Annotated in this window: 14 protein-coding genes and 1 other RNA gene; 7 read left to right on the forward strand and 8 right to left on the reverse strand. The window is 66.1% G+C overall.

What is annotated here, in order from left to right:
- Nucleotides 1-239 precede the first annotated feature (239 nt).
- Genes VC212_RS09030 through VC212_RS09040 form a run of 3 tightly spaced genes read left to right on the forward strand, consistent with a single transcriptional unit; the run spans nucleotide 240 to nucleotide 1,623 of the window.
- Nucleotides 240-1,007, forward strand: coding sequence for an NRDE family protein (locus VC212_RS09030; protein WP_323515538.1), 768 nt, complete (start codon nucleotides 240-242; stop codon nucleotides 1,005-1,007).
- Nucleotides 1,008-1,057: 50 nt separating this feature from the next.
- Nucleotides 1,058-1,309, forward strand: a complete 252-nt coding sequence (locus VC212_RS09035; RefSeq protein WP_323515539.1) for a type II toxin-antitoxin system CcdA family antitoxin — start codon at nucleotides 1,058-1,060, stop codon at nucleotides 1,307-1,309.
- On the forward strand, nucleotides 1,306-1,623 hold the full coding sequence (locus VC212_RS09040) for a CcdB family protein (protein WP_323515541.1): 318 nt from the start codon (nucleotides 1,306-1,308) through the stop codon (nucleotides 1,621-1,623). The genes VC212_RS09035 and VC212_RS09040 overlap by 4 nt, the downstream gene beginning before the upstream one ends.
- Before the next feature lie 574 nt (nucleotides 1,624-2,197).
- Here the strand turns inward: VC212_RS09040 and rnpB are convergent.
- Both rnpB and rsmI read right to left on the reverse strand, forming a co-directional pair.
- Nucleotides 2,198-2,550, reverse strand: an RNA gene (gene rnpB, locus VC212_RS09045) — RNase P RNA component class A.
- Between the two features lie 143 nt (nucleotides 2,551-2,693).
- Entirely contained in the window at nucleotides 2,694-3,515 is an 822-nt protein-coding gene (gene rsmI, locus VC212_RS09050; RefSeq protein ID WP_055850904.1) for a 16S rRNA (cytidine(1402)-2'-O)-methyltransferase, read from the reverse strand.
- Nucleotides 3,516-3,597: 82 nt separating this feature from the next.
- Here rsmI and VC212_RS09055 point away from each other — a divergent pair, with 82 nt between their 5' ends.
- From VC212_RS09055 to VC212_RS09070, 4 genes are read left to right on the forward strand one after another with little or no spacing between them, the layout of a single operon-like run.
- Nucleotides 3,598-5,328 carry a penicillin-binding protein activator gene (locus VC212_RS09055; protein WP_323515543.1) on the forward strand — a complete coding sequence of 577 codons (1,731 nt, stop codon included), beginning with the start codon at nucleotides 3,598-3,600 and terminating at the stop codon, nucleotides 5,326-5,328.
- Nucleotides 5,329-5,331: 3 nt separating this feature from the next.
- Entirely contained in the window at nucleotides 5,332-5,700 is a 369-nt protein-coding gene (locus VC212_RS09060; protein ID WP_323515545.1) for a YraN family protein, read from the forward strand.
- 29 nt (nucleotides 5,701-5,729) lie between these two features.
- Nucleotides 5,730-6,269 carry a metal-dependent hydrolase gene (locus VC212_RS09065; RefSeq protein ID WP_323515547.1) on the forward strand — a complete coding sequence of 180 codons (540 nt, stop codon included), beginning with the start codon at nucleotides 5,730-5,732 and terminating at the stop codon, nucleotides 6,267-6,269.
- Nucleotides 6,266-7,651, forward strand: a complete 1,386-nt coding sequence (locus VC212_RS09070; RefSeq protein ID WP_323515548.1) for an FAD-linked oxidase C-terminal domain-containing protein — start codon at nucleotides 6,266-6,268, stop codon at nucleotides 7,649-7,651. The genes VC212_RS09065 and VC212_RS09070 overlap by 4 nt, the downstream gene beginning before the upstream one ends.
- A 13-nt stretch (nucleotides 7,652-7,664) precedes the next feature.
- Here VC212_RS09070 and VC212_RS09075 read toward each other — a convergent pair whose 3' ends face one another.
- The 6 genes from VC212_RS09075 to VC212_RS09100 all read right to left on the reverse strand — a co-directional run bounded on the left by VC212_RS09075 (nucleotide 7,665) and on the right by VC212_RS09100 (nucleotide 15,744).
- Complete coding sequence (locus tag VC212_RS09075) at nucleotides 7,665-8,381, reverse strand: response regulator transcription factor (RefSeq protein WP_055850891.1); 717 nt, start codon at nucleotides 8,379-8,381, stop codon at nucleotides 7,665-7,667.
- Nucleotides 8,371-11,031, reverse strand: coding sequence for a sensor histidine kinase KdpD (locus VC212_RS09080; RefSeq protein ID WP_323515549.1), 2,661 nt, complete (start codon nucleotides 11,029-11,031; stop codon nucleotides 8,371-8,373). Before VC212_RS09080 ends, VC212_RS09075 begins: the two co-directional genes overlap by 11 nt.
- Before the next feature lie 76 nt (nucleotides 11,032-11,107).
- Nucleotides 11,108-11,761: a potassium-transporting ATPase subunit KdpC gene (kdpC, locus tag VC212_RS09085; protein WP_323515550.1), complete on the reverse strand. Its 654-nt coding sequence runs from the start codon at nucleotides 11,759-11,761 to the stop codon at nucleotides 11,108-11,110.
- A gap of 3 nt (nucleotides 11,762-11,764) precedes the next feature.
- Complete coding sequence (gene kdpB / locus VC212_RS09090) at nucleotides 11,765-13,813, reverse strand: potassium-transporting ATPase subunit KdpB (RefSeq protein WP_323515552.1); 2,049 nt, start codon at nucleotides 13,811-13,813, stop codon at nucleotides 11,765-11,767.
- A gap of 8 nt (nucleotides 13,814-13,821) precedes the next feature.
- Entirely contained in the window at nucleotides 13,822-15,636 is a 1,815-nt protein-coding gene (gene kdpA, locus VC212_RS09095) for a potassium-transporting ATPase subunit KdpA (protein WP_323515553.1), read from the reverse strand.
- A gap of 15 nt (nucleotides 15,637-15,651) precedes the next feature.
- Entirely contained in the window at nucleotides 15,652-15,744 is a 93-nt protein-coding gene (locus VC212_RS09100; RefSeq protein ID WP_006452907.1) for a potassium-transporting ATPase subunit F, read from the reverse strand.
- Nucleotides 15,745-16,194: the final 450 nt, after the last annotated feature.

Raw genomic sequence — 16,194 nt, forward strand, 5'->3', positions numbered from 1 at the left:
TAGCAGTGCGCCAAAGGTTGTCAACAGTTTTCAAGGTCGCAAATCGCCAGTCGCATCAATGAGTTGCAGCACTCTTTAGAGACTTGTTCAAAGCTTATCCACAAGTTGCTGTTTCGTCTCAGATTTTGAGATTGAACAAAAATTCAGGGGCGTGAAGGCTGTGTAAACACGACCCGCGTCTCACTTCACACTGCGCCAGCTGCACCGCATGGCTGCGCAAACGCGCCACACTTGGCGACATGTGCTTAGTCGCTCTTGCCTGGAAAACCCACCCGCGCTGGCGCCTGCTACTGGCAGGCAACCGCGATGAATTCCACGAACGCCCCACCGCACCGCTTGCGCGCTGGGCAGCGCCTGCCAATAACGTGCTGGCCGGGCGCGACCTGCGCTCTGGCGGAAGTTGGGTCGGACTGGGCAGCGACGGCCGAGTCGCCGTGGTCACCAACGTGCGCGACCCGATGGCCACCACGTCCGGACGCTCGCGCGGTCATCTGATTGCCGACTATCTATCCGGCAGTTCCGACGCTACTGCCTATGCCCAGGAACTGGCCGCGGACGGACACGCGTTCCCACCGTTCAACCTGCTGCTGTGCGACGCCGAACGCTGCGAACACCTCAGCAATCACCCACCGCTGGCACGCGCGCTGGCTCCCGGCATCCATGGGATGTCCAACGGCCCGCTGGACGCGCCCTGGCCCAAGACCGCTGCGCTAACTGCGGTCTTGCATGACTGGTGCGCCACAGGCAGCGAGGACCTGCAACCGCTGTGGACCGCCCTGGGTAACGCCGCCGTCGCTCCCGACGATGCCCTGCCTCACACCGGCGTCGATCTGCCCACCGAACGCCTGCTCTCGGCCGCCTTCATCGCCGGCCAGAGCTACGGCACCCGCGCCAGCACCATCGTGGCGGTGGATCATGCAGGCAGTGGCTTCATCCACGAACGCCGCTTCGGCCCCGGTGGAACATTCCAGGGCGAAACACGTCTGGACATCTTCGGTACGCGTTGACACTGCGCAATCATGCGCATAGCGTGCGCATGAACGACAGGAGGCTGCCCATGAGCCGTTACTACGACAGTTCCGCGCAAAAGAAACCGCTAAACCTGACCATCAACTCGGACCTGGCCGCACAGGCACGGGCGATGACCGGCAACCTGTCGGCAAAGGTCGAAGAACTGCTGGCTGACTACGTCACCAAAGAGCGCGACAGCCATATCGCCAGAGCGATGGAGTTGCAGCGCGCTGCGAGCGAATGGAAGACCTTCACCGACACGCACGGCTCCTTCGCCGACGAGTTCTCCACCTTATGACCGACCAGTTCGATGTCTACGCAAACGTCGGACAGAACAAGAACATCCCCTACGTGGTCGTGGTCCAGTCGAAGATCTTCGACGCCTCCCCCCGCCGCGTCGTCGTGCCCCTGGTGATCAAATCCAAGCACTCCCCGACCCCGTCCCGCTTCACCCCAGAACTCACCGTCGCCAGGCAACGCGTCATCCTGCAACCCCTGGAAATGACCTCGGTGCCGCTCGCAGTGCTCAACAACCCTGCCGGCTCCCTCAAGGACCAAGCCCAGACCATCATCGACGCCCTGGACGAGCTGTTCACCCGCTCCTTCGGCTAGCCATCTCGCCAATACGGGCAAGCGAGCGCATCGCGCAAGCGCCTCGACCAACCACCTAACTGCAAGCCCCCTTGAGTCAAGGGGGCGCGGCGACAGCCGCGGGGTTCTGGCATGCCCGGAGCGGGACCCGCGCGTTGTACCGCCGCAGGCGGTACGAAGCGAGGGTGTCTTCTTGGGGCGAACGCCCAAAGAAGGCAGCGATACAGCCGCGAGGCTCTGGCATGCCCATCAAAGCCCTGGGCGCGCCATTCAACCACTCACTCGACTAATCATTCCGCAATTGGGGCAAGCGAGCGCATCGCGCAAGCGCCTCGACCAACCACCTAACTGCAAGCCCCCTTGAGTCAAGGGAGCGCGGCGACAGCCGCGGGGTTCTGGCATGCCACGGAGCGGGACCCGCGTTTTGTACTGCCGCAGGCGGTACGAAACGTGGGTGTCTTCTTGGGGCGAACGCCCAAAGAAGGCAGCGGCGACAGCCGCGGGGTTCTGGCATGCCCGGAGCGGGGCCCGCGTTTTGTACTGCCGCAGGCGGTACGAAGCGTGGGCGCCTTTTTGGGCCTACGCCCAAAAGAGGCGGCGGAGCCGGCCGATAAGCCGGGTTCTGTCGTGGACAGTCATTCGTCTAGGCGCTACGTCACCGCAGCGCTCAAGCAACCTACCCGGATCCAGCGCGGGCCACGCCAATGGATCCCTATTTGGTCTTGCTCCAGGTGGGGTTTGCCGTGCCGGTCCGTTACCGGACTCGCGGTGCGCTCTTACCGCACCATTTCACCCTTACCACGCGCCTCTTGCGAGACCGTTCGGCGGTATCTCTCTGTTGCACTTTCCGTCGGCTTGCGCCGCCCAGGCGTTACCTGGCACCTTGCCCTATGGAGCCCGGACTTTCCTCGGCACTCTTGCGAGTGACGCGACTGTCTGGCCGACTCCGCCGGGGCGCATTCTACGCTATCGCCACAAGCCAGAACGGCGCAGCGTTTCCAACGTGCCATTGACCGTAGGAGCGCACCCGGGCGCGACAGCCTTACCGAAAAAGCGTCATCGCCGATTACAGCGCGCTCGCGACGACCACCCTAGCCGCCATACAACGCCTTGCGCGGCGCACCGGTCAGCTCGGCGGCCAGCTTGGCGGCGGTGGACGGCGGCAGGTGCTCGGCGAGTTTGGCGTAGACGCGGCGGCCTTCGGCGAGTTGGCCTTCGGCGGCGTCGGCGGCGCCCTGCACCATCACCACGAACTCGCCCTTGCGCTGGTTGTCGTCGGCTTCGACCTTGGCCTGCAACTCGGCCAGGCTGCCGTCGAGCACGGTTTCGAACAGTTTGGTCAGCTCGCGGGCGATCACGGCCGGGCGGTCGTCGCCAAAGGCGAAACGCAGATCGGCCAGCGAGTCGACGATGCGGTGCGAGGATTCGTAAAACACCAGGGTGCGGGTCTCACCAGCCAAGTGCGCCAGGCGCTCCCGGCGCGCAGCGCTCTTGGCCGGCAGAAATCCTTCGAAACTGAAGCGGTCGCTGGGCAGACCAGCCACGCTGAGCGCGGCAATCGCCGCGCAGGCGCCCGGCACCGGGCTGACCTTGATGCCGGCCGCGCGGGCAGCGCGCACCAGCTTGAAGCCGGGGTCGCTGACCAGCGGGGTGCCGGCGTCGCTGACGATGGCCAGCGACTCGCCCTCGCGCAGGCGCGCCACGATGCGCTCGGACATCGCCTCTTCGTTGTGGTCGTGCAGGGCCAACAGCGGGCGGTCGATGCCGAAATGGCTGAGCAATTGGCGGGTGTGGCGGGTGTCTTCGGCGCAGATCGCGGCCACGCCACGCAACACCTCCTGCGCGCGCGGCGACAGGTCGGCCAGGTTGCCGATCGGCGTGGCGACCACGTGCAGGGTTCCAGGGGACATCATCAGCGGTCTTCCGGGGGCAAAGGGTAGAATCGTAGCGGTTTTCAACGGACCGCCCTGGCGGCCCCTGTCCAATGGATCTGAAATGAACAAGCGTGTTGCAAGGATCTCCGCCCTGTGGTTGCTGGTCATGCTGGCGGCCGGTTGCGCCACCAGCAGCGTCACCCAGACTGCCTCGCCGACGCAGAGCGCGGCGTTGGCGTTGCTGGACCAGGGCAAGCCGCGCGAAGCGGCGCAGCAGCTGGAAGCCGAAGCCGCCGGTGCCAGCGGTGCGCAGCGCAGCCGTCTGCTGGCCGCGGCCGCGTTCGGCTGGCACGACGCCGGCGATGACGCCCGTGCACGCACGCTGCTGGCGCAGGTCAACGCGCGCCATCTGAGCGGAGAAGAGCGCGCACGCTTCGGGCTGCTCACCGGCGAGCTGGCGGTGATCGACAAGCAGGCCGAGCAGGCGCTGCAGGCGCTGGGCGACAGCCCGCAGGGGCTGACCCAGCCGCTGCAAACGCGCTGGCTGGTGGCACGCGCCGCCGCACTGGAAGCCACCGGCGACCTGTTCGGCGCCGCCGCCGACCGGGCCCGCGCCGATGCCAGCCTGACCGGCACGCCGCACAGCGACAACCAGCGCGCCATCGTGCGTCTGCTGGCGGCGCTGGACGATGCCACGCTCAAGGGCCGCACCGCCGCGCTACCGGCCGGCGACCCGCTGTACAACTTTGCCGGCCGCGCGTTGATCAGCCGCGGCCTGGCGTTGCCGCGCGCATTCGATCGCGATGCGCAATGGGGCTTCGACACCAGCAAGCGTCCGCCGGCCGAGCGCGACGGTTACCGCCCGCCGGTCAAGCTCGCCGTGCTGCTGCCGCTCACCGGCAATCTGGCCACCGCCGCCGCGCCGGTGCGTGATGGGCTGTTGGCTGGCTACTACGCCGAAACCCGCCGCCGCCCGGAGGTGCAGTTCTTCGACACCGCCGGCACTGCCGCCGGTGCCAACGCCGCCTACGACAAAGCCGTGGGCGCCGGTGTCGATTACGTGGTCGGCCCGCTGGGTCGCGACGAAGTCAGCGCATTGTTCGCGCGCGGCCAGCTTGCCGTGCCGGTGCTGGCGCTCAACCGCCCCACCGACAACAAGGCGCCGCCTGCTGGCAGCGCAGGCTTCTCGCTGGCACCGGAAGACGACGGCATCATGGCCGCCGAATATCTGCTCTCGCGCGAACGTCGCAATGTGCTGATCGTGGGCACCGGCGACGACAACGGCAAGCGCACCATCAAGGCCTTCCGCGACCGCTTCACCGAACGCGGTGGCAAGGTCGCCGGCAGCATCAGCGTGGCCGATGCACCGGGCGACATCGGTGCGCAGCTGCGCAACTACGGCACTGCCGATGCGGTGTTCCTGGCGGTGCGCGGCAACACCGCGCGCGCGCTGGCGCCGCAGCTGGCCTTGAGCGGGTTTGCCGGCAAGTCGCGCGTGGGCACCTCGCAGCTGGTGGCCGGCACCGGCAAGGTCGAAGACGACCTGGCACTGGACGGCATCATCTACCCCAGCGAAACCTGGACCGCACTCGGCGTCTCCGGCCTGCCGGCGGCCAGCCAGGTCGCCAGCACCCTGCCCAGCGCACGCGGCCCGGCCGCACGTCTGTTCGCGTTCGGCTACGACGCCTGGAAGATCAGCGCATACCTGGAAAAGCTCGCCACCGGCACCGACGGCGGCCTGCGCGGCGCCACCGGCACCTTGCATCTGGACGGCTTCGGCAATGTGCTGCGCACGCCGGCATGGTCCACCTTCAACGGTGGCCGCCCGGTGCCGATCGCCGACGGTCGCTAAGTCATGCCGGCAGCGCGCCAGCAACGCGGTGCGGCAGTGGAAGCGGCCGCACGCGTGATGTTGGAGCAGGCCGGCTTGCGTCTGGTGGTCAGCAATGCCAACTACCGCGGCGGCGAACTGGATCTGGTGATGCGCGACGGGCCGGCGCTGGTCTTCGTGGAAGTGCGTTACCGCAGCGACACCCGCTTCGGCGGCGGCGCGGCTTCGGTGGATGTGCGCAAACGCCGCAAGCTGGTATTGGCGGCGCAATTGTTTCTTGTCTCTCACCCTGCACTGGCAGCGCTGCCGTGTCGCTTCGACGTAGTCGAAGCCAGCGGCGAACCGCCGGTGCTGCACTGGATCCGCGACGCCTTCCGCGCCGACGATTGCTGATGCTTCAGAAGCGCGACTAACGACGTTCGATGCCAACCATCATGACCCACGCCGCAGTGCCGCTGGCACTTTGGTATGCCAGTGAACGCGGACGCATTTCGCCGCGTTTGCTCGGTGCCGGCATCATGGCGGCGATGCTGCCCGATGCGGATGTGCTGGCGTTTGCCTTGCACGTTCCGTATGCCGATGCGTTTGGTCACCGCGGTGCCAGCCATTCGTTGTTGTTCGCCAGCGTCATCGCACTGCTCGGCGCGGCAGCACATCGCAGCCTGCGTGCGGATGTCGTGCAGGCAGCGGTGTGGCTGTTTGTCTGCACCGCATCGCACCCGATCCTGGATGCGATGACCTCCGGCGGGCTCGGCGTGGCGTTGGCCTGGCCGTGGAGCGAAACGCGCTGGTTCGCGCCGTGGCGGCCGATTCGCGTCTCGCCGTTCGCCAACGGGTTTTTCAATGCGCGCGGCTTGAACACGCTGCTCTCCGAGCTGCGTTGGGTCTGGCTGCCGCTCACCGTCGCAGCGCTGGGATTCAGATGTATCCAGCGCGCGGCACCACAGGATCACCCGCAATGACCGATGTACTTCCCACCGCGCTAGCCGAGCTGTTGGCCGCGCGGCTTGGACCCGATGGCTGGTTGACTGCCGACGATGCGCGCCGCCGTTATGGCGAAGACGATTCGCGTCGCTGGGCATTGCCCGCCGCGGTGGCGCTGCCGCGCGATACCGACGACGTGGTGGCGATCGTGCAAGCATGCCGCGGGCATGGCGTGCCGATCGTGGCGCGCGGCGCGGGCACCGGCACCACCGGCGCGGCGGTGCCGTTCTCCGGCGGTGTGGTGGTATCGATGGCGCGCATGAATCGCATCGTGGCACTGCGCCCGGAAGACCGCTGCGCCGTGGTGCAGCCTGGCGTGCTCAATGGCGATCTACAGCAGGCCTTGCAGCCGCATGGGTTGTTCTGGCCGCCGGATCCGTCCAGCGCGGAGATCTGCAGCATCGGCGGAAATTTATCCACCAACGCCGGCGGACCGCGCGCGGTGAAGTACGGCGCCACCCGCGACAACGTGCTCGGCCTGGTGGCGGTGACCGGCACCGGCGATGTCATTCGCTGCGGCGGTGCGTACACCAAAAATTCCACCGGCTACGACCTCACCCATCTACTGGTCGGCAGCGAGGGCACGCTGGCGATCATCGTCGAAGCGACCTTGAAGCTGACCCCGCGTGCAGTTGCGCAAGCCGGGCTGCGCGCGTTGTACCGGGATGCCGCCAGCGCTGCGGCCGCGGTATCGCGGCTGATGGCGCAACCCACCACGCCGACGATGCTGGAATTCATGGATGCCAGTGCGATCGCGTTACTGCGCCGCAATGGCAGCGACGTGCCCGAGGCTGGCGCGATGTTGTTGATCGAAGCCGATGGCAATCACGACACGCTGCCTTACGCATTGCAGGCCTTGCACGATGCCGCCGATGGCGAGGGCGTGCTCAGCCTGGACATCGCCGCCGATGGCAGCGCGCGCGACAAACTGTGGGCGGCGCGCCGTGCGTTGTCGCCCGCATTGCGCACCATCAAGCCCGGCAAGATCAACGAAGACGTGGTGGTGCCGGTGTCGCGCATCCCGGAGTTGGTTGCAGGCGTGGAAGCGCTGGCGGCGGAATTCGCTCTGCCGATCGTCGCCTTCGGCCATGCCGGCAACGGCAACCTGCACGTCAACATCATGTACGACCCGGACGATGCCGATGAAAACGCGCGCGCGCATGCGGCATTACCGCGCGTCTTCGCGCTGGTGCTGTCGCTGGAAGGCACGCTCTCCGGCGAGCACGGTATTGGCGTGGCCAAGCGCGATTTCATGACCCAGGCCTTCAGCGCACCGACGCTGGCAGCGATGCGCGCGATCAAGGCTGCGCTGGATCCGGATGGGATCTTGAATCCGGGGAAAGTGCTGCCGCCGGCCTAGTGCGGTTGTTGCTTCAACGCGTCACACCGATAAAGCGCAGCCCCACACCCGGTTCGGTGACGATGTAATGCGGGTCGGCAGCGTCGTCGTGCAGTTTCTGGCGTAGCTTGCCGACCAGGATGCGCAGGTAGTGGGTGTCCTCTTCGTGCGTGGGGCCCCACACTTCGCGCAGCAATTGCGGTTGCGTCACCACGCGGCCGGCATGTTTGAGCAGCAGCGCGAGCAAGGCGTATTCCTTGCGACTCAACGGGATGGCTTCGCCATTGAGGGTGACTTCGCGCAGGCCCAGATGGATGTGCAGGCGGCCATCGTCGAATACGCTTTCTTCCACCGTGTTGCCGGCACCGGCCTGACGCAACAGCGAGCGGATGCGCGCCATCAGTTCCTGCACGCCGAACGGTTTGGTGACGTAGTCGTTGGCGCCGGCATCGAGTGCGGCGACCTTTTCGGTTTCGCCGGCGCGCACGGTGAGCATGATCACCGGCACGTTGGACCACTGGCGGATCTCGCGCAGCACTTCATGGCCGTCGCGGTCGGGCAGGCCGATATCCAGCACCACCAGTTCGGCGCCCTGCCCGGCCAACAGCGCAAGCCCTTCTTCGCCGGTGCCGGCCTGCAGCACGCGGTAGCCCTGCGCGCGCAGGCTGATATCGAGAAAACGGCGGATCTGCGGCTCGTCGTCGACGATCAGAACGCGGGCGGGCGGGATGGCAGTGGTGTCAGTCGGCATCGGGGCGAGGTGGCGCGGCAGGAACGAGCAGCGGCAGCGTAATGCGGATCGTGGTGCCGTGACCATGCGCGCCGGCCAACGCCTCGACGCTGCCACCGTGCGCGCCGATCATGCCCTGGCAGATGGTCAGCCCCAAACCGGTCCCGTGACGGCCGCGGTCGCCGCGTTCGACGCTGTAAAACATGTCGAAGATGCGCGCGCGCTCGTCCTCGGGAATGCCCGGCCCCTGGTCGCCGATATCGATCTGCAAGGCGCCGCTGCGCAGCTGCGCCTGCACGGTAACGGCCATGCCTGGTGGCGAAAACTTCGCTGCATTCTCCAGCACGTTGAAGATGGCCTGTTCCACCAGGGCCGGGTGCACCCAGATTGCCGGCAGGTCGGCGGCCAGGTCCAGTTGCAGGCGCACATCCGGTTGGTAGCGCTGCAGGCGGCGGGTGGCCGAGCCGATCAACTCGTCCACGCCGATCCAGTCGCGATTCAAGGTCAGCCCGGTGTGGCCGAGCTTGGTCATGTCGAGCAGGTTCTGGATGTAGCGATCCAGCCGCTCGCCTTCGAGCTGGATGGTGTCGAGCAAGGCGTGGCGATCCTGCGCATCCATCGCATCGCCATAACTGGCCAGGCTGCTGGCCGAGCCGATCATCGAGGCCAGCGGCGAGCGCAGGTCGTGCGAGACGGACGACAGCAATGCCGAGCGCAGGCGTTCGGTTTCGCCGCTCACGCGTGCGCCTTCCAGGTCGGCGACCAGCCGCGTGCGTAGCGCGGCCTGGCCGATGTCGTCCACCATCGCTTCGGCCAGCCGACGTTGCTCCAGGCCAGGACGCTGCACGGCCTGCCGGAAGCGCAGCGCCGCCACGCCCAGGCTGCCGCGCTCGTGGCGTACCGGCAGGCACCACCATTGCGCACCGGCCAGCGTATCGGTGAAGCGGCCCGCAGGTTGCCCATGCCGCTGCGTCCACTCCGCCGCGCTGCGGTCGAGTGCGCCGAAGCTGGCCGGTGCATCGCTTTCGCGTTGCTCCAGGCGCAGCCAGACCTCGGCATCCAGTGCGGTGGTCAATGCACGGCGGCCGGCTTCCAACACCTGGCCGAGATCGGCGGCCGTGCTGAGCTGGCGGCCCAGCGCCTGCAGCGCGTTGGCATGCGCATTGGCCGCACGCAGCGCCAGCACCTGGCTACGCAGCCGCGAGGCCAGGCGCCCGGCGACCAATGCCGCAATCAGGAACAGACACACCGTCACCACGCCCTGGCGCGCACTGATGTGCAAGGTAAAGCGCGGTTCGATGAAGAAGAAGTTGTAGGCGACAAAACTCAGCAATGCTGCGATCACCGCAGCGGCCATGCGGGTGCGCGACGCGACCAGCACCACGGCGACGATGAACACCATCGACAGATCGTCGATATCGGTCCAGCGCTGCAACAGCCACGCCACAGCCACCGCACCGGCGGCGGCGATGGCGGCGAAGGCCAGGTCGTAGCCCTGCAGCCAATGGCGTGGATTGCGCCAGCGCTGACGCGCGCGTGCACGCGCATCGGCGGAGCTGACGATGACCAGTTCGTAATGCGCGCCACGTTGCAGCAATTGCTGGGTCAAGGTGCGGTTGAACATGCGCGCCAATGGGCGCTCGCGGGTGCGCCCAAGCACCAGGGTCGACACGCCGTTTTGCGATGCGAAATCCAGCAAGGCCTCGGCGACATTGGCGCCATGCAGCAACGCGGTGTCGCCACCCAGGCGACGCGTCAGTGCGAAGGCGCGGTCGATCTCCAGCTGCCAGCCGGCATCGGCCACGGTGCGCGTCTGCACGGTGACCACCGTCCACGGTGCATCGCGGCGTTCGGACAATCGCCGCGCCACCCGCACCAGATACTCCGAACTGCCACGCCCATCGATGGCCACCACCACACGGCGGCGCAGTGCGGCGGTACCGGGCAACCCACGCGCGACCTGGGTATCACGCAGATCGCTGTCGACGCGGTCGGCGGCGGTCTGCATCGCCAGTTCGCGCAGCGCGGTCAGATTGGATGGCGAAAAAAACGCCTGCAAGGCCTGCGTCGCCTGTTCGGGCAAATAGACCTTGCCCTGCTGCAGGCGCTCGATCAGTTCGCGCGGCGGCAGATCCACCAGCACGATGTCGCGCAGACGATCGAACACCGCATCGGGCACCGTTTCGGACACACGTACGCCAGTGATGCGCAGCACGATGTCGTTGAGGCTTTCCAGGTGCTGGATGTTGACCGTGGTGTAGACATCGATGCCGGCATCCAGCAGTTCGACGATGTCCTGCCATCGCCGCTCGTGACGGCTGCCGGGCACGTTGCGATGGGCCAGCTCGTCGATCAGGGCCAGGCGCGGTTTGCGCGCCAGCAGCGCATCCAGATCGAGTTCTTCCAGCGTGCGGCCCTGGTAGCTCACGCGTGTGCGCGGCAACAGCGGCAAGCCGTCCAGCAACGCAGCGGTTTCGCTACGCCCGTGGGTCTCCACAATGCCGGCCACCACGTCCATGCCCTGCCGCAAGCGCTCGCGCGCCCGCGACAGCATGGCGTAGGTCTTGCCCACGCCGGGTGCCGCGCCCAAAAACACCGTCAGGCGCCCGCCGTGTTCGCGTTGCAGTTCGCCGATCAGCGCGTCGGCTTGTTGGGTGCGGGCGTCAATCATCGGGAATGGGGAATCGGGAATCGGGAATCGGGAATCGGGAATCGGGAATCGCAAAGACTACAGCTGCACGATGATCCTAGTGCTTTTGCTTCACTCTATTCTCGATTCCCGTTTCTCCATTCCCGGCCTGATCCAACGCAAGATTCAACGCCAGCACATTCACCCGTGGCTGGCCAAGCAGACCGAACTGTGGCGCTTCGGTGGCGCTTTGCAGCAGTGCGGCGACGCGTTGCTCTGGCCAGCCGCGTGCGGCGGCGATGCGGCGTACCTGCACCTGCGCACCTGCCGGGCTCAGATGCGGGTCCAGGCCGCTGCCGGATTGGGTCAGCAACTCGCTCGGCACCGCATCCGGTGCAATCCCGTCGCGTGTGGCGACCTCCGCGCGCGTGGCGGCGATGCGTGCCTGCAGGTCGGGATTGGAGCGCGCCTGATTGCTGCCGGCGGCCGCAGTGAGATCGTACTTGGCGGCCGATGGACGCGGCTGGAAATAGCGCGCAGCGGTGAACGGCTGCGCGACCAAGGTCGAGCCGACGACGCGCGTGTCCTGGCGCAGCAACGAGCCGTGCGCCTGGGCCGGAAACAACGCGCCGGTGATGCCAGTGGCGATCAGCGAATACGCCAGGCCCAAGCCGAACAGGATGAACAGCGCGAGGATCACCGAGGCGCGTAACGCACCGTCATCGCGCAACGGCAACGCAGTGGAACAATGATTGACGGAAGACGTGGTCATGGCTCAGGCACCCAGGGTGGCGACAAGCGCCAGATCGATCAGTTTGATGGCGGCAAACGGCAGCACGATGCCGCCCAGCCCGTAGATCAGCATGTTTCGGCGCAATAAGGCGGTGGCGCTGGACGGACGAAACCGCACGCCACGCAAGGCCAGCGGAATCAACGCCGGAATGATCAGCGCATTGAAGATCAGCGCCGCCAGCACCGCATGCCGCGGGCTGGACAGCTGCATCACGTTGAGCGCGGCCATCGAGGGAATCGCTGCCGCAAACAACGCCGGCAGGATCGCGAAATACTTCGACACGTCGTTGGCCAACGAGAAGGTGGTCAACGCACCGCGCGTGATCAACTGCTGCTTGCCCACTTCGACCACCGCCAACAGCTTGGCCGGATCCGAATCCAGATCCACCATGTTGCCGGCTTCCTTGGCCGCCTGCGTGCCAGAGTTCATCGCCAGGCCCACGTCTGCCTGCGCCAGCGCTGGAGCATCGTTGGTGCCGTCGCCCACCATTGCAACTAGCCGCCCGCCGGCTTGCTCGGCACGGATGCGCGCCAACTTGTCTTCCGGGCGCGCTTGCGCGATGTAATCGTCCACGCCGGCTTCTGCGGCAATGGCGGCAGCGGTGAGCGGGTTGTCGCCGGTGATCATCACCGTCTTGATGCCCATCGCACGCAACTGCGCGAACTTTTCCTTGATGCCCTGCTTGACCACGTCGCTCAATTCGACCACACCGAGCACATGCCGGCCTCCGGCGACCACCAGCGGTGTGGCGCCGCCGCGTGCGACTTCTTCGATACGCCCGTTCAACTCCGGCGACACCGTAGCGCCCTGTGCCTGGACATACGCCACGATGGCATCGCCGGCACCTTTACGAATCGCGCGGCCGGGCAGATCGACCCCCGACATGCGCGTCTGCGCGGTGAAAGCGATGAAATGCGCGCCTTCCGGTTCGACAGCCACGGCACCTTGTTGGCGCGCGAGTTTGACGATGGATTTGCCTTCCGGCGTGGGGTCGGCCAGCGAGGCCAGCATTGCGGCATCGCGCAGCTGCGCACGGTCGATACCGGCCAACGGATGAAACGCGGTGGCCTGGCGGTCGCCGTAGGTGATGGTGCCGGTCTTGTCGAGCAGCAGCACGTCCACGTCGCCAGCCACTTCCACCGCCTTGCCGGATTTAGCCAGCACATTGGCCGACAACGCGCGATTCATGCCAGCAATGCCGATCGCCGGCAACAGGCCGCCGATCGTGGTCGGGATCAGACACACCAGCAATGCGATCAGCAGCAGCGGGTCCAGCGTGACGCCAACAAAGCCTGCGATCGCCGGCAGCGACGCCACCACGATCAGGAAGGTCAACGTCATTGCGGCCAGCAACAACGTCAGCGCGATTTCGTTCGGCGTCTTCTGTCGATTGGCGCCTTCCACCAGCGCGATCATGCGATCCAGAAAGCTGTGGCCGGGTTCGGCCGTGACCTTGAACACGATCTCGTCGGACAGCACGCGTGTGCCGCCGATCACGCCACTACGATCGGTGCCGGCTTCGCGCAGCACCGGTGCCGATTCGCCGGTCACCGCCGCTTCGTTGATGGTGGCAAGGCCGCGCACGATCTCGCCATCGGCCGGGACGAATTCGCCTTCGGACACCATCACGTAATCGCCCGGACGTAGCTCGGCCGCCGGCACGCGGGTTTCGCGCCCACCCAATACGGTTTCGACGCGGCGCGCGATCAGGTCCTTGCGCGCACGGCGCAACGATGCCGCCTGCCCACGACCACGTGCTTCGGCAATGGCTTCGGCAAAATTGCCGAACAACACGGTGACAAACAAGATCACCGTCACTGCCCAGCCAAAACCGGCATTGCCATAGCCGCTGCCGGTGATCACCGCTGCCAGCAGCGTGCCGCCCATCACCACCGCCATCACCGGGCTACGCAGCAGATGCCGTGGCGACAGCTTGATAAAGGCCGCACGCATCGCTGCGATCAGCACCGCAGCATCGAACAACGCTGCGTCACCGCGCTCGCGTTTTTCAGTTGTATCGATCGTAGACATGCTCATTCTCAGGACGCCGCCAGGGCGAGGTGTTCAGCGATGGGGCCCAGCACCAGTGCCGGCATGAACTGCAGCACGGTCAGCACGAGCACGATCGCCATCAAGGTCAGCGCAAAGGTGGGTGTTTCCACCTGCAGGCTGCCGGCCGATTCGGGCGCGCGCCGCTTTATCGCCATGCGCGCGGCCACCATCAACGGCAGGATCAAGGCCGGATAGCGGCCCAGGGCCAGCACCACCGAACAACTCAGATTCCACCAATACGTGGCATCGCCCAGCCCTTCGAAACCCGAGCCGTTGTTGGCGAAAGCCGAGGTGTACTCGTAGAACACCTGGCTGATGCCATGAAAGCCGGGATTGGAATTACCGGTCAATGCCGGCACCGCCAATGCCACCGCGGTAAAGCCCAGCACCACCAGCGGCTGCAACAAAATCAGCAGTGCCAGCAACTGCACTTCGCGCGCTTCGATCTTGCGGCCGAACAATTCGGGCGTGCGCCCGGTCATCAAACCGGCCAGAAACACGCTCAATAACAGGTACACCACAAATTGCTGCAGGCCACAGCCGATGCCGCCCCAGATGGCGTTGATCAGCATATCCACCAACGTGACCAGACCACTCAGCGGCGCCAGCGAGTCGTGCATTGCATTGACCGAGCCATTGGACGTCTGCGTGGTCAACGCCGCCCAGAGCGCGGAAGCATCGGCGCCGATGCGTACTTCCTTGCCTTCCATCAGGGCTGGCGAGGCGGCACTTGCCGAATGCGCTTCGGACCACACCAACAAGGCCGTGGATGCAGCCGACATTGTCAACATGGTGCCGAACACCAAGGCCGTGAGTCGCTTGCGCCCGGTCAGATAGCCGACCATGAATACAACGCTCATCGGCAGCAGCACCAGTGCCAGGGTTTCCAGCACGTTGCTCAATGGCGTGGGGTTTTCCAATGCCACCGAACTATTGGGGCCATACCAGCCACCGCCGTTGGTGCCGAGCTGCTTGACCGCCACCATCGCCGCCACCGGTCCCACCGGAATGGTCTGCGTGGTCATGCCGGCGCTGCTGTCCAGCGGTGCGGCCGTCGCGGCACCTTGCAGCGTGGATGGCACGCCTTGCCAGCCGAGCAACACGGCCCACACCAGAGACAGCGGCAACAGCACGCGCACGCTGGCGCGGATGACGTCGGCCCAGTAGTTGCCGACATCGGCCTCGGGCAGCGCCTCTGCGCCGGACGTTGGCTGCTGCCCTGCATGGCGCGCCAACGCCGTCTCCTGCTCGTCCTCATCGGTCATTCCTGGCCGGGCGCTCGCCGTCGCGTCCGATAGCAGCGCGCCATCGGACACGCGTGCGACGGCGCGCCCACCGAACAACGCGCGCAAGGTTGCTACCGCCAACGCCAGACCCATCATCGGCGTTACCACCTGCAGGCCGACGATGCCGGTCATCTGCGCCAGATACGACAGCTGCGCCTGGCCGGAATAATGCTGCTGATTGGTATTGGTGAGGAACGACACCATGGTGTGCAGCGCGGTATCCCAACGCATGTTGGGGATGCCATCCGGGTTGAACGGCAGCCACGCCTGGGTCATGAACACGCCCCAGGTCAGCAGCCCGACCACCAGGTTGCTGAGCAGAAACGCGATGGTGTAGCCGCGCCACGACATGCCCTGCTGCGGGCGGGTGCCGAGCAATGCGTATAACGGCCGTTCGATCCAGCCGAACAGCGCATCGCCACGCATCGGTGCACCGCGCATCACCGCCGCCAGATAACGGCCCAGGGGCCACGCCAGCACGATGGCCAGCGCATAAACAAGAAAGGTTTCACTCATTGGAGCGCACTCGCATCAGAAGTCTTCGGGCCGCAGCACCACGTACAACAGGTAGGCGGCGGCAACGAGTACGGCCACGCCGCACAGCAGGGACAACCAGGCAGGCATGTCGGCTACTCCCCGTGACGCGCACAAGGGCGCAAGGCAGCTGCGCTGCGCGCGGGCGCATGCGGCAGCTGCATGACAACAAGGCAAGGCGCTGCCGCACCGCGCGCGCAGCGCCGATGGAGCAGACAGGTCAAGGGATGCATCAGGATCGTCCACGGCGGAACCGCTCCGCCACTGCGCGCAGTCTCGTCCCGAGCTGCGTAAAGTCGCTATGGACATGCCATGGGCGCTGCGTAAATTCCGCATAAAAGCGGCCGCGCGGTGGTTGGTCGGTGCCTGGATTGTTTGCTCGCCTGTGTGCGGTTACGGCTTGGAAGCTGGCGATTGGTTGGTTTGGCTGAGGGGGAGTGATCGAGCGGTGGTTGGTCGAGGCGGTTGGTCGAGGCGGTTGGTCGAGGCGGTTGGTCGAGGCGGTTGGTCGAGGCGGTTGGTCGAGGCGGTTGGTCGAGG

This window comes from Xanthomonas sp. WHRI 8932A, assembly GCF_035012785.1.
Taxonomy (GTDB): domain Bacteria; phylum Pseudomonadota; class Gammaproteobacteria; order Xanthomonadales; family Xanthomonadaceae; genus Xanthomonas.